Source organism: Roseateles sp., assembly GCF_039929605.1.
Taxonomy (GTDB): domain Bacteria; phylum Pseudomonadota; class Gammaproteobacteria; order Burkholderiales; family Burkholderiaceae_C; genus Pelomonas.
Map to the genome: position 1 here is coordinate 52,005 of NZ_JBDSQX010000033.1, position 17,621 is coordinate 69,625.

The 17,621-nt window shown below is 66.2% G+C and carries 22 protein-coding genes and 1 pseudogene; 1 reads left to right on the plus strand and 22 read right to left on the minus strand.

The features are described from left to right. Nucleotides 1–74 precede the first annotated feature (74 nt). From ABIS05_RS05005 to ABIS05_RS05110, 22 genes and pseudogenes are all read right to left on the minus strand, one after another. Nucleotides 75–755, minus strand: a complete 681-nt coding sequence (locus tag ABIS05_RS05005) for a DUF799 domain-containing protein (RefSeq protein ID WP_348013244.1) — start codon at nucleotides 753–755, stop codon at nucleotides 75–77. A gap of 14 nt (nucleotides 756–769) precedes the next feature. Next, nucleotides 770–1,210 carry a DUF4810 domain-containing protein gene (locus tag ABIS05_RS05010; RefSeq protein ID WP_348013245.1) on the minus strand — a complete coding sequence of 147 codons (441 nt, stop codon included), beginning with the start codon at nucleotides 1,208–1,210 and terminating at the stop codon, nucleotides 770–772. Then, nucleotides 1,192–1,878 carry a CsgG/HfaB family protein gene (locus tag ABIS05_RS05015; RefSeq protein ID WP_348013246.1) on the minus strand — a complete coding sequence of 229 codons (687 nt, stop codon included), beginning with the start codon at nucleotides 1,876–1,878 and terminating at the stop codon, nucleotides 1,192–1,194. Before ABIS05_RS05015 ends, ABIS05_RS05010 begins: the two co-directional genes overlap by 19 nt. A gap of 131 nt (nucleotides 1,879–2,009) precedes the next feature. Beyond that, nucleotides 2,010–2,423 (minus strand): F0F1 ATP synthase subunit epsilon, encoded by a 414-nt coding sequence (locus tag ABIS05_RS05020; protein ID WP_348013247.1) that lies wholly within the window; start codon nucleotides 2,421–2,423, stop codon nucleotides 2,010–2,012. A 134-nt stretch (nucleotides 2,424–2,557) separates the two neighbouring features. Further along, complete coding sequence (gene atpD, locus ABIS05_RS05025) at nucleotides 2,558–3,964, minus strand: F0F1 ATP synthase subunit beta (protein ID WP_348013248.1); 1,407 nt, start codon at nucleotides 3,962–3,964, stop codon at nucleotides 2,558–2,560. A 24-nt stretch (nucleotides 3,965–3,988) separates the two neighbouring features. Then, nucleotides 3,989–4,516 carry a DUF4410 domain-containing protein gene (locus ABIS05_RS05030; RefSeq protein ID WP_348013249.1) on the minus strand — a complete coding sequence of 176 codons (528 nt, stop codon included), beginning with the start codon at nucleotides 4,514–4,516 and terminating at the stop codon, nucleotides 3,989–3,991. A gap of 50 nt (nucleotides 4,517–4,566) precedes the next feature. Continuing rightward, nucleotides 4,567–5,439, minus strand: a complete 873-nt coding sequence (gene atpG / locus ABIS05_RS05035) for a F0F1 ATP synthase subunit gamma (protein ID WP_348013250.1) — start codon at nucleotides 5,437–5,439, stop codon at nucleotides 4,567–4,569. Between the two features lie 57 nt (nucleotides 5,440–5,496). Beyond that, on the minus strand, nucleotides 5,497–7,050 hold the full coding sequence (gene atpA, locus ABIS05_RS05040; RefSeq protein ID WP_348013251.1) for a F0F1 ATP synthase subunit alpha: 1,554 nt from the start codon (nucleotides 7,048–7,050) through the stop codon (nucleotides 5,497–5,499). Between the two features lie 98 nt (nucleotides 7,051–7,148). Continuing rightward, nucleotides 7,149–7,682 (minus strand): F0F1 ATP synthase subunit delta, encoded by a 534-nt coding sequence (locus ABIS05_RS05045; protein WP_348013252.1) that lies wholly within the window; start codon nucleotides 7,680–7,682, stop codon nucleotides 7,149–7,151. Continuing rightward, a complete protein-coding gene (locus ABIS05_RS05050; protein ID WP_348013253.1) occupies nucleotides 7,683–8,153 on the minus strand; it encodes a F0F1 ATP synthase subunit B in 471 nt (156 codons plus the stop codon). 74 nt (nucleotides 8,154–8,227) lie between these two features. After that, entirely contained in the window at nucleotides 8,228–8,503 is a 276-nt protein-coding gene (gene atpE / locus ABIS05_RS05055; protein WP_056205553.1) for a F0F1 ATP synthase subunit C, read from the minus strand. Between the two features lie 77 nt (nucleotides 8,504–8,580). Next, the gene (gene atpB, locus ABIS05_RS05060; RefSeq protein ID WP_348013254.1) at nucleotides 8,581–9,435 is read right to left on the minus strand and encodes a F0F1 ATP synthase subunit A; all 855 of its coding nucleotides are present in this window, start codon (nucleotides 9,433–9,435) and stop codon (nucleotides 8,581–8,583) included. Nucleotides 9,436–9,451: 16 nt separating this feature from the next. After that, complete coding sequence (locus ABIS05_RS05065) at nucleotides 9,452–9,949, minus strand: ATP synthase subunit I (RefSeq protein WP_348013255.1); 498 nt, start codon at nucleotides 9,947–9,949, stop codon at nucleotides 9,452–9,454. Nucleotides 9,950–10,098: 149 nt separating this feature from the next. Continuing rightward, a complete protein-coding gene (locus tag ABIS05_RS05070; protein WP_348013256.1) occupies nucleotides 10,099–10,986 on the minus strand; it encodes an SMP-30/gluconolactonase/LRE family protein in 888 nt (295 codons plus the stop codon). A gap of 17 nt (nucleotides 10,987–11,003) precedes the next feature. Then, nucleotides 11,004–11,519, minus strand: a complete 516-nt coding sequence (locus ABIS05_RS05075) for a GNAT family N-acetyltransferase (RefSeq protein ID WP_348013257.1) — start codon at nucleotides 11,517–11,519, stop codon at nucleotides 11,004–11,006. 25 nt (nucleotides 11,520–11,544) lie between these two features. After that, a pseudogene (locus ABIS05_RS05080) lies at nucleotides 11,545–11,634 on the minus strand (alanyl-tRNA editing protein); the annotation flags it as partial. A 25-nt stretch (nucleotides 11,635–11,659) separates the two neighbouring features. After that, nucleotides 11,660–12,511, minus strand: a complete 852-nt coding sequence (locus ABIS05_RS05085) for a PhzF family phenazine biosynthesis protein (protein WP_348013258.1) — start codon at nucleotides 12,509–12,511, stop codon at nucleotides 11,660–11,662. Beyond that, nucleotides 12,508–12,954, minus strand: coding sequence for a GNAT family N-acetyltransferase (locus tag ABIS05_RS05090; protein ID WP_348013259.1), 447 nt, complete (start codon nucleotides 12,952–12,954; stop codon nucleotides 12,508–12,510). The genes ABIS05_RS05085 and ABIS05_RS05090 overlap by 4 nt, the downstream gene beginning before the upstream one ends. Then, the gene (locus tag ABIS05_RS05095) at nucleotides 12,954–14,162 is read right to left on the minus strand and encodes a PLP-dependent aminotransferase family protein (RefSeq protein ID WP_348013260.1); all 1,209 of its coding nucleotides are present in this window, start codon (nucleotides 14,160–14,162) and stop codon (nucleotides 12,954–12,956) included. Before ABIS05_RS05095 ends, ABIS05_RS05090 begins: the two co-directional genes overlap by 1 nt. Before the next feature lie 26 nt (nucleotides 14,163–14,188). Further along, nucleotides 14,189–14,884 (minus strand): aspartate/glutamate racemase family protein, encoded by a 696-nt coding sequence (locus ABIS05_RS05100; RefSeq protein WP_348013261.1) that lies wholly within the window; start codon nucleotides 14,882–14,884, stop codon nucleotides 14,189–14,191. Further along, nucleotides 14,881–15,168: a DUF2917 domain-containing protein gene (locus ABIS05_RS05105; protein ID WP_348013262.1), complete on the minus strand. Its 288-nt coding sequence runs from the start codon at nucleotides 15,166–15,168 to the stop codon at nucleotides 14,881–14,883. The genes ABIS05_RS05100 and ABIS05_RS05105 overlap by 4 nt, the downstream gene beginning before the upstream one ends. Next, nucleotides 15,165–16,085, minus strand: coding sequence for a DMT family transporter (locus ABIS05_RS05110; protein WP_348013263.1), 921 nt, complete (start codon nucleotides 16,083–16,085; stop codon nucleotides 15,165–15,167). The genes ABIS05_RS05105 and ABIS05_RS05110 overlap by 4 nt, the downstream gene beginning before the upstream one ends. A 74-nt stretch (nucleotides 16,086–16,159) precedes the next feature. Between ABIS05_RS05110 and ABIS05_RS05115 the strand changes: the two genes are divergently transcribed. Then, nucleotides 16,160–17,596, plus strand: a complete 1,437-nt coding sequence (locus tag ABIS05_RS05115) for a PLP-dependent aminotransferase family protein (protein WP_348013264.1) — start codon at nucleotides 16,160–16,162, stop codon at nucleotides 17,594–17,596. Nucleotides 17,597–17,621 lie beyond the last annotated feature (25 nt).

Below are 17,621 nucleotides of genomic sequence, written 5' to 3' on the forward strand. Positions count from 1 at the left end.
ATGCCTAAAGCAAGCCCTCCACCGCCAACCCGAGAACCAGCAGGCAGCCGCGTGATGTCGGCCCGTCCGCCTCGTCAAGGTTTGCCGTATTGCGGAGAACGCGGCCCGTAAAGCAGGCCGTTCATCCGGCCGGCCACAAGAAGGCGCTGGCTTGCAAGGCCCGCCATTGGGTGGCTGCGGTCGGTGGAGGCCGAGATGATCTGGTCGACAACGGCCTTGACCAGCAGCCCGATCAGGCCGCCCTGGCTGTTGTTGGCCTGCTCCGCGCTGGACGCGGCGGCGCTGCCCTCCCAGAGCAGCTTGCCATTGCGCAGGTCCACCAGCTTGGCCTCCAGCGTCACAGCGGTCTCACTGTTGAGGACCTTGTAAACCGAGCCGTAGCGCGTGACCTTCACGTAAAGACCGGCGTCCGCACCGAATATCTCGCGCAGCTTGGCCGGCGCGATCTGCTGCGCGTCTTCGGGCGTGAACATGCCATTGCTTTTGAGCGTTTCGTCCACCAACGAGACCGGCAGCACGTAGTAGCCCGACTCGGCCAACGGCCGCGTCATCTGCGCCATCACGCTGGATGTCGCCTGCACTTCGGGCGTGGTGTTGATCGGCGGAAGCACGAGGATGGATCCGGGCCTGGCGTCCTTGTATGCCGTGTAGTCGTAAGGCGCCGGCGGCGTGGCGCAGCCTTGCAGCACCAACAGCACCAACGCACCCAGCATTGACGAAGCGAAGCGCGGAAGGCGCTGGAAGATGGTTCTCATTGTTTGGTTCTCCCTTAGCTCTTGGGTTGGCTGGCGGCATCCGCCGGGGCATTGACCGCGCTGGCTGCGCTCTTGCCGGCATCCTTCTTGGTGTTCTTCAGCAGAAAGTCGACATACGCGGCCGACTCCGGGAACTGGGCACGCTCAGTCTCCAGGTGACGCTGCGCGGCCACGTCGTCACCCGTCTTGCCATAGAGCAACGCGAGATGAGCATGCATGCCGGGCGGCGTAGCTTCGCCCGCAACCTTGTTCTTCGCGATTTGAGCCTCAAGCAGCGCAATCTGAGCGCCCGGCTCGCTGCCGTTGGATTTCAGGTGTTGATAGACGGCGTCCTGATACCCGGCCCACTGGTACAGGGGCTTTGGGCCTGGCTGCGCGCAGCCAACGAGCGCCAGGGCAGCGACGATGGGAAAGGTGGTCTTCATGCCAGCCCTCATCACCGAACCGGCTTCCACGCGCCGCCGTCGACGCCGGCGGTCAGCGCATTGACGGCCTCGCGAATGGCGAGATCAAGCACCTTGCCGTTCAATGTGGCGTCGTAGCTGGCCGTGCTGCCGAAGCCAAGCACTTCCCGTTCGGACAGGCTGAACTCACCCGCACCCTGAACCGAATAGACAACCTCAGAGGTTGCCGGGTTGACGACGTTCAGCGTCACCTTGGCATAGGCCACCTGTGTCTTGCCGCGACCCAACACGCCAAACAACTGCTTGTCGCCCACATCCTTGCGGCCGAACTCAGTGACTGCACCCGTCACGAGGTAGTCAGCCCCCTTGATGGCCTGCGCGCTGCCCTTGAACTGGGCTTCCTGCTTGGACTCTTCGAGGTTGTCGCGGTCGAGTACGCTGAAACGATTGGTCTGCTGCAGGTGCGAGACGAGGATGGTCCGGCTCTGCGTACCGAGGCGGTCGATGCCATCGGAGAAGATGCCTCGCTGATAGCTGCTACGGTTGTCGAACTTGCCGACAGCGATAGGCGCACGGACGCCTTGATAGACCGGCGCGGTGGCCGCAGCGACTTTGGGCACTTCGACCGCGCGGGATTGCTCGGTGGTCGCACAGCCGCCCAGCGTGGCAGCAAATGCTGCAATGGCAAGCGCACGAGTGGCGTTATTCAAGCTCTTCATAGTTCCTCCCTGAAATCAAAAAAGCCGCGCGAGTTTAGCGAGGCCGGCAGGCGCCTGAACGCACAGCAACGCAATGGCAAAGGGCGATGGGATTACTCCCATCGCCCTTTGAATCGCAAAGATCAGCGCGATTACTTCTTGCGGAACTTGCGCAGCGCCGCGACCTGGGCCGCCAGCGTCAGCAACTCGTTCTGGATCGCCGCCTGGTCGAGTTCGCTCTTGGCGTTCTTGAGCGCTTCCTCGGCCTGCTTCTTGGCTTCGACAGCCTTGGCTTCGTCGAGGTCCTTGCCGCGGATGGCGGTGTCGGCCAGCACGGTCACGCGGTTCGGCTGCACTTCGAGAATGCCGCCGGCCACGAAGACAAACTCTTCGGTGCCATCAGGGCGCTCGATGCGCACGGCGCCCGGCTTGATGCGGGTGATCAGCGGCGTGTGCCTCGGCAGGATGCCGAGTTCGCCACTCTCGCCCGGCAGGGCGACGAACTTGGCCTCGCCCGAGAAGATCAGCTCTTCGGCGGAGACCACGTCGACGTGGAGGGTTGCCATGTTCAATCTTCCTTAGCTAACCATTGAAAGAAGGTTCAGTAAGCAAGCAGACGGTGTGCTGGCTAGGCGCCGCGCGGAGCTGGACTCGTGTCCAGCGAGCACGGTAACAACGCCAGCGCGCCGTATGCGAAGTCTTACTGAATCTTCTTTGCCTTTTCGAAGGCTTCATCGATGGTGCCAACCATGTAGAACGCCTGCTCCGGCAGGTGGTCGCACTCGCCAGCCACGATCATCTTGAAGCCGCGGATGGTTTCCTTCAGCGGCACGTACTTGCCGGGCGAGCCGGTGAAGACTTCGGCGACGTGGAAGGGCTGCGACAGGAAACGCTGGATGCGGCGGGCGCGCGACACGGTCAGCTTGTCGTCCGGGCTCAGCTCGTCCATGCCCAGGATGGCGATGATGTCGCGCAATTCCTTGTAGCGCTGCAGGGTCTGCTGCACCGCCTGGGTGGTCTCGTAGTGCTCTTGGCCGACGACGTTCGGGTCCATCTGGCGGCTCGTGCTGTCCAGCGGATCGACGGCAGGGTAGATACCCAGCGAGGCGATTTCGCGCGACAACGCCACGGTGGAGTCCAAGTGGGCGAAGGTGGTGGCAGGCGACGGGTCGGTGTAATCGTCCGCAGGGACGTATACGGCCTGGATCGAGGTGATCGAGCCGACCTTGGTCGACGTGATGCGCTCTTGCAGGCGGCCCATTTCCTCGGCCAGCGTCGGCTGGTAGCCCACGGCGGAAGGCATGCGGCCCAGCAGCGCGGACACTTCCGTGCCGGCCAGCGTGTAGCGGTAGATGTTGTCCACGAAGAACAGCACGTCCTTGCCTTCGTCGCGGAACGACTCGGCGATGGTCAGGCCGGTCAGTGCGACGCGAAGCCGATTACCCGGGGGCTCGTTCATCTGGCCATAAACCATGGCGACCTTGGAGTCTTCGAGCTTCTCGAGGTTCACGACGCCCGAATCGGCCATCTCGTGATAGAAGTCGTTGCCCTCGCGGGTGCGCTCACCCACACCCGCGAACACCGACAGGCCGCTGTGGGCCTTGGCGATGTTGTTGATGAGTTCCATCATGTTGACGGTCTTGCCGACGCCGGCACCACCGAACAGACCCACCTTGCCGCCCTTGGCGAACGGGCAGATCAGGTCGATGACCTTGATGCCGGTTTCTAGCAGTTCCTGCGACGGGCTGAGCTCGTCATAGCTTGGGGCCTTGCGGTGGATGGAGGCGGTCAGCTCGGACGAGACCGGGCCGCGCTCGTCGATGGGGCTGCCCAGCACGTCCATGATGCGGCCGAGCGTCGCCTTGCCGACCGGCACCTGGATGGTGTCGCCGGTGTTGTAGACCTCGGTGCCGCGGCGCAGGCCGTCGGACGAGCCCAGCGCGATGGTGCGGACAACGCCGTCGCCCAGCTGCTGCTGGACTTCCAATGTCAGGGCGGTGCCTTCCATCTTCAGTGCGTCATAGATGTTGGGCATGCGGTCGCGCGGGAATTCCACGTCAACGACAGCGCCGATGCACTGAACGATCTTGCCAGTTGCTTGAGTCATGTTGGTCGTCCTATTGAGCGTCGCTTATTTCTTGATGGGAGTGCCAGTCAGTTCGGCGACAGTCAGCTTCGCGAACTCTTCGTACAGCCACGACATACGGCTCTCGTCTTGTCCACCGGCTAGGCCGCCAAGCGCGTATGACGCGCTGACCTTGGCCTTCTTGGCAACTGAACCGTCAGCACGTTTGAGCGTCACGACGCCTTCGACGTTGTCGTTGCCGGCCATGAAACCGAACATCACCGCGGTGAACGCAGAGCGAACGCGAAAGCTGGTGATTTCCACTTCAAGCGTTTGCTTGCTACCGGGCTGGACGAGGTTCTGTGCATTCATCGACCGCTCGATCGTGCCCTTCAGTGTTTCCTGATTGAACTTGAGGTTGTCAGCGACCAACTTCTTGGCTTCGTCGGAAAGACGCAGAGTGACCGAACTGACGTTGCGCTCAAGCGGCATTGATTCCTTGAGGTCGGAATCCATGCGGGTAACGCCAGACGCGCATGCGGTCAGCATTACGGCCACCAGAACTGCGCAGGCGCGTTGAAATGCCACAAACATTGATTTCTCCATTCCACTTGACTCTTGATGTCCGCAATGCGCAGGCTTGATCAGCCCACCGCGGCCGCGCCGCTGACGATCTCGGACAACTCTTTGGTGATGGCTGCCTGGCGGGTCTTGTTGTAGACCAGCTTCAATTCACCGATCAGCGTGCCGGCGTTATCGGTCGCTGCCTTCATGGCCACCATGCGGGCAGACTGCTCGCTGGCCATGTTCTCGGCTACGGCCTGGAAGACCAGCGCTTCCGTGTAACGGACCAACAGCTCGTTGATGACGGTGGCGGCGTCGGGCTCGTAGATGTAGTCCCACGAGTGGCCGGCCTTGTCCGTTGCCATGTCGCTCGCCTTGAGCGGCAGCAGCTGGTGCACCTTCACCTCTTGCTTCATCGTGTTGATGAACTGCGTGTAGCAGAGGTAGACAGCGGACAGCTTGCCTTCGGCGTACTGGTCGAGCAGCACCTTGACGGGGCCGATGAGGGCCTCGATGTGCGGCTGGTCGCCGAGCTGCGTTGCATGAGCAACAACGCGGGCGCCAATGCGGTTCATGAAGCCCAGGCCCTTGCCGCCGATGGCAACGACTTCGGCCTTGTGCCCCGCCGCTTCGACTTCCTTGAGCTTGGCCGTGGCCGCGCGCAGCAGGTTGGTGTTGAGACCACCGCACAGACCCTTGTCCGTCGTGACGACGACCATGCCGACCGTCTTCACGCCCTCGTTCTTCACGAGGAAGGGATGGCGGTACTCGGGGTTGGCCTTGGCGAGCTCAGCGGCGATGTTGCCGATCTTCTCGGCGTACGGGCGAGCCGACCGCATCCGCTCCTGCGCCTTGCGCATCTTGGACGCGGCGACCATCTCCATCGCCTTGGTGATCTTCTTGGTGTTCTCGACCGACTTGATCTTGCCGCGGATTTCTTTGCTTGAAGCCATTCGAACTCCTAGTCAGTGCAGGGCTAAGTTGAAGCTCAGACCCGCGTGTTCCGTGGCTTAAGCGAAGGACTTCTTGAAAGAAGTGATCGCGGCGTTCAACTCAGCTTCCGCGTCCTTGTCCATCGCCTTGTCGTTTTCGAGCTTGGCAAGGAGGGCAGCGTGGCTGGTCTTCAGGTACTGATGCAGGCCGTGTTCGAAGGCCAGGACCTTCTTCACTTCGATGCTGTCCATGAAGCCCTTGTTGGCGGCGTACAGCGACGCGCCCATCAGCGAGATGGGCTGCGGCGAGTACTGGGCCTGCTTCAGCAGTTCGGTCACGCGGGCACCGCGGTCCAGCTGCTTGCGGGTGGCTTCGTCCAGGTCGGAAGCGAACTGCGCGAACGCAGCCAGCTCACGGTATTGCGCCAGGTCGGTACGGATACCGCCGGACAGCGACTTGATCAGCTTGGTCTGAGCAGCACCACCGACGCGCGACACCGAGATACCGGCGTTGATGGCGGGGCGGATACCGGCGTTGAACAGGCTGGTTTCCAGGAAGATCTGGCCGTCGGTGATCGAGATCACGTTGGTCGGCACGAAGGCGGACACGTCACCGGCTTGCGTTTCGATGATCGGCAGGGCCGTCAGCGAACCGGTCTTGCCCTTGACTTCACCCTTGGTGAACGCTTCGACGTAGTCGGCGTTCACGCGCGCGGCGCGCTCCAGCAGGCGGCTGTGGAGATAGAACACGTCGCCGGGGAAGGCTTCGCGGCCCGGCGGGCGGCGCAGCAGCAGCGAGACCTGGCGGTAGGCCACGGCTTGCTTGGACAGGTCGTCATAAACGATCAGCGCGTCCTGGCCGCGGTCGCGGAAGTACTCGCCCATCGTGCAGCCCGAGTAGGCCGACACGTATTGCATCGCTGCGGATTCAGACGCCGAGGCGGCCACGACGATGGTGTATTCCATCGCGCCGGCTTGCTCCAGAGCACGCACCACGTTCTTGATCGACGAGGCCTTCTGGCCGATCGCGACGTAGACGCAGGTCATGTTCTGACCCTTCTGGTTGATGATCGCGTCGATGGCGACGGCGGTCTTGCCCGTCTGACGGTCACCAATGATCAGTTCGCGCTGGCCACGGCCGACGGGAACCATCGAGTCGATGGACTTCAGGCCGGTCTGCACCGGCTGGTCGACCGACTTGCGGGCGATCACGCCCGGCGCGACCTTCTCGATGACGTCGGTCATCTTGGCGTTGATCGGGCCCTTGCCGTCGATCGGCTCGCCGAGCGCGTTGACGACGCGGCCAATCAGTTCGGGGCCGACCGGCACTTCCAGGATGCGGCCCGTGCACTTGACGGTGTCGCCTTCCGAGATGTGCTCGTAGGCACCCAGAATCACGGCGCCGACGGAGTCGCGCTCGAGGTTCAGCGCCAGGCCGAAGGTCTGGCTGCCGTCCTTGGCGACGGGGAATTCGAGCATCTCGCCCTGCATCACGTCGGACAGGCCGTGGACGCGGACGATGCCGTCGGAAACGGACACGACGGTGCCCTGGTTGCGAATGTCCGAGCCAACACCAAGACCCTCGATGCGGCTCTTGATCAGTTCGGAAATTTCAGCGGGATTGAGTTGCATGCTGGGTCTCCAGTACCCGTCAGCGCCAAACCACAGCCATGTGGCGGGTCAGTCGCAGGGTGAATCGGTGGGATGTCTTGCGGTGGCTCGGGCAGCCGTCAGGCAGTCAGGGCGACCTTCATGCGCTCAAGGCGGGCCTTGACGGAGGTGTCCAGCACCTCGTCGCCGACCACCACGCGCACGCCGCCAATCAGCGCCGGCTCGATCTGCACATGCGTATCGAGCTTGCGGCCGAAGCGCTTTTCCAGCGTCGTCTTCAGCTCGGCCAGTTGGGCGTCGTTGATTTCGTAGGCGCTGTAGATGTGCGCGTCGGACACGCCGGAAGCGGCATTGGCCAGCACGTGGTACTGGGCAACGACTTCAGGCAGCGCGGCGAGACGGCCGTTCTCGATCACGGCGCGCAGAAAGTTCTGCACGCCCGGGGCCAGGTCCTGCTTGGTGGCGGCGGCGATGACCGCGAGCACCTGCTCGGACTGGACCTTGGGGTGATCGGCGAACTGGCGCAGATCGGCGTCCTGCGCCACCTGGGCCAGCGCGTCGAGCTGACGGCCCCAGGCCGCGAGATCGTGCTGCTTCGCAACCTGGAACAGGGCTTCGGCGTAGGGCCGGGCGATGGTGGCGAGTTCAGCCATTTACAGCTCCGTCTTCAGGCGAGCCAGCAACTCGGCGTGAACGCCGGCGTTGACTTCCTTGTGCAGGATCTGCTCGGCGCCCTTGACGGCCAGCGAAGCGACCTGCTCGCGCAGGGTTTCGCGAGCGCGGGAGACCTGCTGCTCGGCATCGGCCTTGGCGGCGGCCAGGATCTTGGCGCCTTCTTCCTCGGCGCGGCCCTTGGCGGCGTCGACGATGGCCGCGGCACGCTTTTCAGCGTCCGAGATCAGCTTGCCGGACTCGGCCTTGGTCGCAGCCAGTTCCTGGGCGATCTGCGCCTCGGCACCGGCCAGCTCGGCCTTGGCCTTGTCGGCTGCGGACAGGCCTGCACGGATCTTCTCGGCGCGCTCATCGAGCGCCTTGGTGATCGGCGGCCACACATACTTCATCGTGAACCCGACCAGGATCAGGAACACGATCATCTGAACGATGAGCGATGCGTTAATAAACACCTTGGTGCCTCACAAAGTTTCGAGTGCGGAAACCGCCGGGGCAACCATGGCCACGGCGGGTCGACAGCACCGAATTACTTGGCGCCAGCAGCCAGGGCGGTGGCGATCTGACCCAGGAAGGGGTTGGCAGTCGCGAACCACAGGGCGATACCCGTGCCGATGATGAAGGCCGCGTCGATCAGGCCGGCCAGCAGGAACATCTTGGTCTGCAGTTCGTTCATCAGCTCAGGCTGACGAGCGGCGGACTCAAGGTACTTGCTGCCCATGATGCCGATACCGATACAAGCACCGAAAGCGCCCAGACCAATGATCAGACCAGCGGCGAGAGCAACAAAGCTAATAACTTCCACGATGACTCCTTGAGAGATTTAGAGAGAGAAACGGTTGAGGAAAACTGCTTGGGGAAACGGGTGACGCCTGATCGAGATCAGTGCGCGTCGTGGGCTTGGCCGATGTAGACCAGCGTCAACATCATGAACACGAAGGCTTGCAACGTGATGATCAGGATGTGGAAGATCGCCCACACCGAGCCCGCAATGATGTGGCCGATAGCCAGGCCGATGCCGGTGGCCGACAGGCTCCAGGCGCCGCCCATCAGGGCGATCAGCATGAAGATCAGTTCGCCGGCATACATGTTGCCGAACAGTCGCATGCCGTGAGACACGGTCTTGGCGACGAACTCGATCAGCTGCATCGCGAGGTTGATCGGGTAAAGGTAGACCTTGTCGCCGAACGGTGCCGCGACGAGCTCGTGAGCCCAGCCGCCAGCGCCCTTCATCTTGACGTTGTAGATCAGGCAGGTGACCAGTACGCCCAGCGACAAGCCCATGGTCATGGATAGGTCAGCGGTGGGCACGACACGCAGGTAGGCGTGGTGATCGCCGGTGATGTTCTGCCAGATCCAGGGGAACAGGTCGACCGGGAAGAGGTCCATCGCATTCATCAGGAAGATCCAGACGAACACGGTCAGGGCCAGCGGAGCCACCAGCTTGCGGCTGTTGGCGTTGTGCACGATGCCCTTGGCTTGATCGGCAACGATCTCGACGAGGATTTCGACAGCGGCTTGAAACCGCCCCGGGACGCCCGACGTGGCGGACTTCGCAGCGCGCCAGAGCAGGAAGCTGCCCACCAAGCCCAGCAGCACGCTGAAGAAGATGGAGTCGAGGTTGACGACGGAGAAGTCGACGATGCCCTGCTGCTTGCCACTCTGCGCGTGGTTCAAGTGGTGAATGATGTATTCACCAGCGGTCGGGGCTGCTGTTTCGTGGCCTTCTGCTGCCATGTTTCTTTCTGCCTCGTCAGTTCAATCTGCGGCCGCGCCATGCAAGCGCAAGCCAGTTCACTTTGATGCAGACCGCGAGGGTGACCAGCAAGGCTGGCCAACTGAGGCCCGGCACCACCTTTGGCGCCAGCACCAGCATCGCGATTGATGCACCGATTTTTAAAAATTCCCAACCCATGAACCTTGCCGCCGCACCGGTTGCAGAGCTCACTCGCTTTGTCATACCCCGCGCAAGCAGCATGTTGGGCAGCACCACTGCCGCGACGCCGTAAAGCGCCGAGGCCATGGCCACGCCGGATGCCGTCCACAGCCAGATCACGGCCACGCACAGCAAACCCACCACCAGCTGCATCCCCAGCACACGCCAGGGCGACAGCATTGGCAATGCCGACTTGACCACCGCCGCCTGCTCCGGGCTCAGCGCCTTGACGGGCGGCTCCTCGTTTTCGTCGTCCCAGCCGCCGGTCGCGACAAGCGCGGGGGGCCAGGTCTTTCGGGGGCCGGTGTCGGTCATGGCGCCAGATCCTGGGGTGGGCGGCTCAACCCCTTCAAAGTGACAGGCGTTGGTTGCACCAAGATGACGCATGAGCGCCATCCACAAAGCCAGTCATTATATGTGACGAGTCACACCTGGGTAAACCTGTCCCCTCGATCAAACGGCATTCAGGCGCTTGTCAGGGTCGCGGGCAAGCCCGGCACATCGACGCGCAGCTGCAGCACGGCACCGGCCAGAGGCTCGCGTGCACGCTCTTCGGCGGGGCGCTTCTCGCGGGCCGTGGTGATGAAGAGGGTGCGCAGGTCGGCGCCGCCGAAAGTGGGCATCGTCGGGCAGGTCACGGGCAGTTCGACGCGCTGCACGACCTCGCCGGTCGGCGCGATGCGCAGCAGGCAGCCGCCTTCGAACATGGCGGCCCAGTAGTGGCCTTCTGCGTCCATGGCGGCGCCGTCGGGCCGGCCGCCGTAGGCCTCGCCGGGTGTGCGGGGCTTGAACTCGGCAAAGACGCGTGGCGCAGACAGCGTGCCCGTCGCTGCATCGAAATCAGCGGCGTAGATGCGGTGGGCCTTGGTATCCGACCAATGCACGCGGCGGCCATCGGGGCTCCAGGCCAGACCGTTGGACGTCGTCAGCCCTGGCACTTGCGCGGCGAAGGCGGCGCCGTCGAAGCGGTAGAGCGCGGCCTCCGGCTCACGTGCGTCGGAGATGCTGCCGATCCAGAGCCGGCCGGCGGGGTCGACCTTGCCGTCGTTGAAGCGCAGCCGCGTCGTGTCGTAAGGCGGTGCGCTGACCAACGCCTGCGCGCCGGTCGCGGTGTCGAGCGTCCACAAGCCGTCACGCCTCGCCACGAGCAGGCCGCCGCTCGCGCGGGCGGCGATGCAGCCGGGCTCGGCCGCCTGCGGCCACACGTCCGGCGCATCGACACCCGCGCGCCAGCGCAGCACCTGGCGACCTGGGATGTCGACCGCGTAGAGCACTTGTTCCGTGGGATGCCAGAGCGGCGATTCGCCGAGCAGGCAGCGGTGGGAGCCGAGGGGCTGGATGTCTTGAGGCATCCGCCCACTCTAGGCGGTTATCCGAAGTAACTCGGCCGGAAGGCGCCAAGTTCAGCCTTCAGGTAGTGAGCGCCGGGGATGGGGTTGAAGTAGAACGGCGGCACGTTGACGAAGCCCAGGCTTTCGTAGAGCCCGCGTGCCGCTTCCATATCGTCCAGCGTGTCGAGCAGCATGGACGAGTAGCCGGCCTCGGTGGCGCGGTCCATCAGCGCCTGGGCCAGCATGCGGCCCAGGCCGAAGCGGCGGAATGCCGGGCGCACGAAAAGGCGTTTCATCTCGCAGGCGTTGGGGTAGTCGGCATCGGGCAGCGGGCGGAAGGCACCGCTGCCGGCCACGGCGCCGTCGACGATCGCCAACAACATCAGGCCGCCGGGCTGGGCGTAGGCGCCGGGCAGGCCGGCCAGTTCTTCCTCGAAACCCTGGAAGCAGAGATCGAAGTTGAGGCTGTTGGCGTAGTCGCGCAGCACAAGGCGGGTTTCCTGCCAGTCCTCGGCGGACTCGGGTGTGATGAGCTGGATGTCGGGACCGACCATAGGCGGCGCAGTTTAGCTAGCCGTTTCAGCTGGCAAACCCCAAGACCACGCGGCGGGTCCTGGCGCTCTTCTCCTCAAGCTTCGTCACGACCACGGCGCCGGTCTCGGCGGTGTTGCGACAAACAGGTCGTCAGTCCTCATCAAAGCCTCACCTGGCCATGGATCAACGGCGTCACGTCGCCACCGATCCACGTCGCCTCGGCGTCGCGGCTGACGTGCACGCGGCCGGCGCGGCCGAGGGCGGCGCCTTGGGCGGCGACGTAGCTGTCGCCCGCCAGCCCGCTCTCCTGCAGCCACAGCGCCAGGCCGGCGTTGAGGCTCCCGGTGACGGGGTCTTCCGGCACGCCGATGTCGGGCACAAAGGCGCGCACTTCGAACTGGCACTCGCTGCCATCGGGGTAGGCGCCGACGACGCCGAGCTTGAGTTTGCCCATCACCGCGAAGTCGGGTTGCAAGGTGAGCACGCTGGCCGCATCGGACAGGCGGGCGGCAAGCCAGCCGGGGCCGTTGTCGCACCAGACGACATCGAGCACCGCCTCAGGCGCGATGCGCAATGACGCGATGGCCTGCGCGCGCGTAGCGACATCGACAGGCCCGCTGCGCTTGAGCGGCGGCGCGGCGAAGGCCAGGCGCGGGCCGTCGCGCTTCACCCGCACCAACCCGATGCCGCACTCCTGCACGACCTCGCCGGGCTTCTTCGCATCGCCGCCGCTGGCCAGGAAGGCGTGGGCGCTGCCCAACGTCGGGTGGCCGGCAAAGGGCAGCTCGCCACCGGGCGTGAAGATGCGCACGCGGTAGTCGGCCCCTTGTGCCGATCCTTGGTCCGTGGGCGGCAGCAGGAAGGTGGTCTCGGACAGATTGGTCCAGCGTGCGAACGCGGCCATCTCGTCGTCGGACAGGCCGCCCGCGTCGATGACGACGGCCAAGGGGTTGCCCTTCAGCGGCGTGGCGGTGAAGACATCGACCTGGGCAAAACGGCGCAGTTGGGTCATGGTGAAGCGGCAGGTTGAAGGTAGAGCCCGGGCCGCACGATCTCCATGCCGCGCTTCGGCGTGGCCAGCGGCCCGAAGCCGTGGCCGGTGTAGAGCGCCTGGGCGTCGCGGGTGAAGAGCATGAAGCGGCGCAGGCCGGTCAGGTCGGGGTGGGCGAACAGCGCCTCCAGCATCCACGTCGCCAGCCCACGGCTGCGGTGGGCGCCGAGCACGTAGACATCGCAGAGATAGGCGAAGGTCGCGCGGTCGGTCACCACTCGCGCGAAGCCGACCTGGCCTTCACTGCCAGCATGAAGCGCGATGCACAGCGAGCCGGCAATCGCACGCTCCACCGTGGCCAGCGGGATGCCTTCGCACCAATAGGCGTCGGTCAGGAAGGCATGCGCGGCGCGAGCGTCGATGTCCGCAGGTGCGAAGCTGAGCCGGTAGCCTTCCCGCGTCATCAGGGCGCGTGCTCCGCCGCCGGCTCCAGCGCCTCGTGCAGCAGGCGGCCGAGCTTCTCGACGCCCTCAACGATGAGGCCCGGCGTCAGCGTGACGAAGGACAGGCGCAGGGTGCGCGGGTCGGGCTGGTGGGCATAGAAGGCGGCGCCGGGCACGAAGGCGATGCCGGCATCCACCGCGCGGGGCAGCAGGGCCATCGCGTCCAGGCCCGCGGGCAGGCGGATCCAGAAGAACATGCCGCCTTGCGGGTTCTGCCATTCGCAGCCCGGCGGCATGTGCTCGCGCAGCGCCACGGCCATCGCGTCGCGGTTGGCTTTGTAGAGGGCGCGGATCTTGGGCACGTGGCCGTCCAGGAAACCGTTGCGGATGACCTCGTGCACGACGCGCTGGTTGAAGCCCGGCGTGTGCAGGTCGGCGGCCTGCTTGGCCTGCAGCAGCTTGGGGTAGAGCTCGGGCGGCGCGATGACGTAGCCGAGGCGGAAGCCCGGCGTCAGCACCTTGGAGAAGGAGCCCAGGTAGAGCGAGCCCTCCGGCCACAGGCTGCTCAGCGCGGGCGGTGGCGGCTCGTCGAACCAGAGGTCGCCGTAGGGGTTGTCCTCAACGATGGGCACGCCGGCACGGCGCGAGGCCTCGACCACATCGATGCGGCGCTGGGCGCCCATGACTCGGCCCGTCGGGTTCTGGTAGTTGGGCAGCAGATAGCTGAAGCGCGTGCCGGGGGCGTCATGCGGCAGTGCGGCAATGGCCTCGGGGCGCGGGCCCTCGTGGTCGCTGGCGAGGCTGGCGAACAGCGGCTCGAAGGGCGTGAAGGCCTGCAGCGCGCCGAGATAGGTGGGCGTCTCGACGGCCACCGGCGCACCGGCGTCGCAGAGGATCTTGCCGACAAGGTCCAGCCCCTGCTGGGAGCCGGTGGTGATCAGCACCTGATCGGGCCTGACGGTCATGCCCAGCGTGGCGACGCGCGCCGCCACCCACTCGCGCAGCGGCGCAAAGCCCTCGCTGGCCGCGTATTGCAGGGCCTCGCGCGGCGTGTCGGTCAGCACGCGGTCGCAGGCGGCCTTGATCTCGTCGACGGGAAAGGTGTCCGGGCTCGGCAGGCCGCCGGCCATGGACAGCACGCCCGGTTTCTCGGTGACCTTGAGGATCTCGCGAATGATGGACGGGTTCATGCGCGCGGCGCGGCGCGCCTGGGTCCAGACACTGCTCATGGTGGTGATGGTGGATTTCAAAGGAGTCAGCCTAGCATCCAGTCGACTGCGGCGCGGGCCTGCAAGTCGGTGGAATCGAACAGCGGCAGCGCGGCCGGCGAACCGGGCGGGAGCGACAGGCCAAGCTCCGTGCAGCCGAGGATGGCCGCTTGCGCGCCGCGGTCGGCGAGCTGCGCCACCTGGGCGCGCAGCAGCTCGCGCGACGCAGGCTCGAAGCGGCCACGGCACAGTTCGTCGTAGATCAGGCGGTGCACCTCGGCGCGACCCGCCTCGTCGGGCGTGATGACGTCGATGCCGAAGCGCGTCTTCATGCGCTCGCGGTAGAACCCCTGCTCCATCGTGAAGCGCGTGGCCAACAACCCGGCGCGCTTCACGCCGGCAGCGCGCAGGGCCTCGGCCGTCACATCGACGATGTGCAGCACCGGCAGGCCGGCCGCCTGCTCGATCTCTGTGGCGACGAGGTGCATGGTGTTCGTCGCGATCAGCAGCGCCTCGGCGCCGGCCCGCTTCAGCCCCGCACCGGCCTCGCCCAGCACGCGCGCGGCCTCGGCCCAGTCGCCGGCCGACTGCAGCGCCACGATCTGTGCGAAGTCCACACTGTGCAGCAGCAACTGCGCGCTGTGCAGGCCGCCCAGCCGCGCCGCGACACCGCGGTTGATGAGTGCGTACAGATGCTGGGTGGACTCCCAACTCATGCCGCCGAGGATGCCCAGCGTTCTCATGCGCCCGCCAACGCCAGACGACGGCCGGCATCAGCCCGCGCTGTGCGGCGCTGTGCAACGGGCTGCAGCACCTGGAAAGCGGCCTCGGGCCAGGCTTCGACCACAGCCTCATGACCGGCCGCCAGCGTCAGGCCTTCGCCGGCGCACAGCCAGTGATCGTCGACCCCGCCGCTCACCGTCAGCCACAGCCGCCCGCTGATCACGACGAGGCGACGCGGCCCGCGCACGGCGGCCAGCGTCAGCGCCTGGCCGGCGCTCAGTTGGGTGGTGAATCGGTCCTTCATGTCGCCTCCCGGGTGTTGATCGGTTGCCGCTTGCCCAGCCAGACGACCGCGAGCACCGCGACGGCGAAGACCAGCGTCATCGCGTCCAGCGTCTCGCCCAGCAAGGGCACCGCCAGCAGCATGGACAGGAAAGGCTGCAACACCTGAACCTGGCTGACACGCAACGTGCCGCCCAGCGCCAGGCCGCGGTACCAGGCGAAGAAGCCGATCCACATCGAGAACAGCGACACGTAGGCAAAGCCGGCCCAGGCGGAAGGCGCGACCGGCGCGGTCGGCTGCGTCATGACGGTCAGCGGCACGGTGATGGGCAGGCTCAGCACCAGCACCCAGCAGATCACTTGCTCGGCAGACAGGTCTTTGGACAAGCGCGCCCCGCTGACATAACCCGCTGACGCGCAGACCACGGCGCCCAGCAGCAGGCCGTCCGCCATCTCCAGCCCGCCCGCGCCGCGCCAAGCGGCGAAGCCGACAACCAGGCCCAGCCCGGCAAAGGCGCAGGCCCAGAAGGCCGGGCTGGGCCGCTGCCGCAACGCCAGCGCCGCGATGACGGCAGTGGCCAGCGGCAGCACGCCGGAGATGACGGCCGCATGCACCGCGTCCACCTGCCGCACGGCCAGGCCCGACAGCAGCGGCCAGCCGAAGACGACGCCGCCCGCCGTGAAGGCCAGCCAGCGCCATTCCTCGCCGCGCGGCCGACGTGCGGCGGTAGCGACCAGATAGATCAGCGACAGCAGCCCGGCGACGGCGGCCCGCCCAAAGGCAACAAAGGCCGGGTCAAGCTGCGGCGCCTCGACGCTGCCGCCGGCCAGCCGCGTCATCGGCAGGCTGAGCGCGAACATGACGACGCCGGCCAGGCCGAGCAACAGGCCACGCGTGGCGTCAGACGTCGTGGTGGTGGAGATGGAAGACCCTTGCATGAGCTCAGTCTAGGGACAGACGCCGATACAGAACCAGTACAGTCAGCCCGCTCACACTTTGAATCTGTACTGCCATGCCCACCGGTACACACCCACCGCTGCAGCGCGATGCCAGCCAACCGCTGGCCGGCCAACTGGCCGAGCGCTACGCCCAGCGCATCCGTGAACGCCTGCTGCTGCCCGGCGCCCGCCTGCCCTCGGTGCGTGACTGCGCGCGCCAGCACGGCGTCAGCCCGCACACCGTCGTTGCCGCCTACGACCAGTTGCAGGCCGCCGGCATGCTGGAGGCGCGCCGCCAGCGTGGCTTCTTCGTGCGCGACACGCGGCCCGCACCGGCCACCGCGCGCCGCCCGGCCGGCACGATGCCGCGCCAGGCGCCAGTGGACGCGACGGCGCTCATCCGCGGCATGTTCGAGGCCGATGCCGCGCGCTCGCCGGGCCTGGGCACGCTGCCGGCCGACTGGCTGGACCCGGTGCTGCTGCAGTCGGCCCTGCGCCGGCTGAGCCTGGCGGATTCGCTGCCGCTGCAGGTCAGCTATGGCGACCCCAGCGGCGACGAGCGCCTGCGCGAGGCGCTGTCGCAGCGCCTGGCCGACCTCGGCATCCACGCCAGCCCGGCGCAGATCCTGACCACCAACGGTGCCACGCACGCGCTGGACCTGCTCATCCGCACCCACATGCAGCCCGGCGACGCCGTGCTCGTCGACGACCCGGGCTGGGCCGTCATCTTTGCGCGCCTGACGCAGGCCGGCATCCGGCTGCTGCCCGTGCCACGCAATGCCCACGGGCCCGATCTCGGCGTGCTGGCCGCCCTCGCCAAGGAACACGCGCCGCGCGCCTATCTGACCGTCTCGGTGCTGCACAACCCGACCGGTCACAGCATCGACCTCGCCACCGCCCACCGCCTGCTGCGGCTGGCCGACGAGCACGACTTCATGATCGTCGAGGACGACAGCTACGGCTTCCTCGCACCCGAGCATCTGCCGCGCCTGGCCGCGCTGGACGGGCTGCGCCGCGTTGTCTACGTCAGCGGTTTTTCCAAGGTGCTGACGCCAGCCTGGCGCGTGGGCTACCTGGCCGCCGCGCCCGAGCGGCTGGCCGCGCTGACCGACACCAAGCTGCTGGACGGCCTGACCAGTTCGGCCGTGCTGGAGCGCGCCGTCGCGCTGTGCCTGGAGCAGGGCCGCCTGCGCCGCCACGCCCAGCGCCTGCGCGAGCGCCTCGCCCAGGCTCGTCAACGCGTGGCCACGTTGGCCGCCAAGCAGGGCTTCAAATGGGCCGCGCCGCCGGACGGCCTGTTCGGCTGGCTGGATGCCGGCGTCGACACCGAGCGCCTGGCTCAGCCGCTGCTGGACGCCGGCTGGCTGACGGCGCCCGGCGCCCTCTTCAGCGCCACCCGCTGCCCCGGCTCGCTGATGCGCGTCAACGTGGCCACATCGCAGGACCCCGCCTTCTGGCGCCAGTTGCGCGCGAGCGTGGACGCCATTCGCGGCCCTGCGGTGACCCCCTAGCTTCGCACCCCCGACGTTCTTGAAA

Bases quoted from the DNA above. Each gene is read 5' to 3' on its own strand.
- ABIS05_RS05005 (WP_348013244.1), bottom strand. From the start codon at position 755: ATGAGAACCATCTTCCAGCGCCTTCCGCGCTTCGCTTCGTCAATGCTG.
- ABIS05_RS05015 (WP_348013246.1), bottom strand. From the start codon at position 1,878: ATGAAGAGCTTGAATAACGCCACTCGTGCGCTTGCCATTGCAGCATTT.
- ABIS05_RS05020 (WP_348013247.1), bottom strand. From the start codon at position 2,423: ATGGCAACCCTCCACGTCGACGTGGTCTCCGCCGAAGAGCTGATCTTC.
- atpD (WP_348013248.1), bottom strand. From the start codon at position 3,964: ATGACTCAAGCAACTGGCAAGATCGTTCAGTGCATCGGCGCTGTCGTT.
- ABIS05_RS05030 (WP_348013249.1), bottom strand. From the start codon at position 4,516: ATGTTTGTGGCATTTCAACGCGCCTGCGCAGTTCTGGTGGCCGTAATG.
- atpG (WP_348013250.1), bottom strand. From the start codon at position 5,439: ATGGCTTCAAGCAAAGAAATCCGCGGCAAGATCAAGTCGGTCGAGAAC.
- atpA (WP_348013251.1), bottom strand. From the start codon at position 7,050: ATGCAACTCAATCCCGCTGAAATTTCCGAACTGATCAAGAGCCGCATC.
- ABIS05_RS05045 (WP_348013252.1), bottom strand. From the start codon at position 7,682: ATGGCTGAACTCGCCACCATCGCCCGGCCCTACGCCGAAGCCCTGTTC.
- atpB (WP_348013254.1), bottom strand. From the start codon at position 9,435: ATGGCAGCAGAAGGCCACGAAACAGCAGCCCCGACCGCTGGTGAATAC.
- ABIS05_RS05065 (WP_348013255.1), bottom strand. From the start codon at position 9,949: ATGACCGACACCGGCCCCCGAAAGACCTGGCCCCCCGCGCTTGTCGCG.
- ABIS05_RS05070 (WP_348013256.1), bottom strand. From the start codon at position 10,986: ATGCCTCAAGACATCCAGCCCCTCGGCTCCCACCGCTGCCTGCTCGGC.
- ABIS05_RS05075 (WP_348013257.1), bottom strand. From the start codon at position 11,519: ATGGTCGGTCCCGACATCCAGCTCATCACACCCGAGTCCGCCGAGGAC.
- ABIS05_RS05085 (WP_348013258.1), bottom strand. From the start codon at position 12,511: ATGACCCAACTGCGCCGTTTTGCCCAGGTCGATGTCTTCACCGCCACG.
- ABIS05_RS05090 (WP_348013259.1), bottom strand. From the start codon at position 12,954: ATGACGCGGGAAGGCTACCGGCTCAGCTTCGCACCTGCGGACATCGAC.
- ABIS05_RS05095 (WP_348013260.1), bottom strand. From the start codon at position 14,162: ATGAGCAGTGTCTGGACCCAGGCGCGCCGCGCCGCGCGCATGAACCCG.
- ABIS05_RS05100 (WP_348013261.1), bottom strand. From the start codon at position 14,884: ATGAGAACGCTGGGCATCCTCGGCGGCATGAGTTGGGAGTCCACCCAG.
- ABIS05_RS05105 (WP_348013262.1), bottom strand. From the start codon at position 15,168: ATGAAGGACCGATTCACCACCCAACTGAGCGCCGGCCAGGCGCTGACG.
- ABIS05_RS05110 (WP_348013263.1), bottom strand. From the start codon at position 16,085: ATGCAAGGGTCTTCCATCTCCACCACCACGACGTCTGACGCCACGCGT.
- ABIS05_RS05115 (WP_348013264.1), top strand. From the start codon at position 16,160: ATGCCCACCGGTACACACCCACCGCTGCAGCGCGATGCCAGCCAACCG.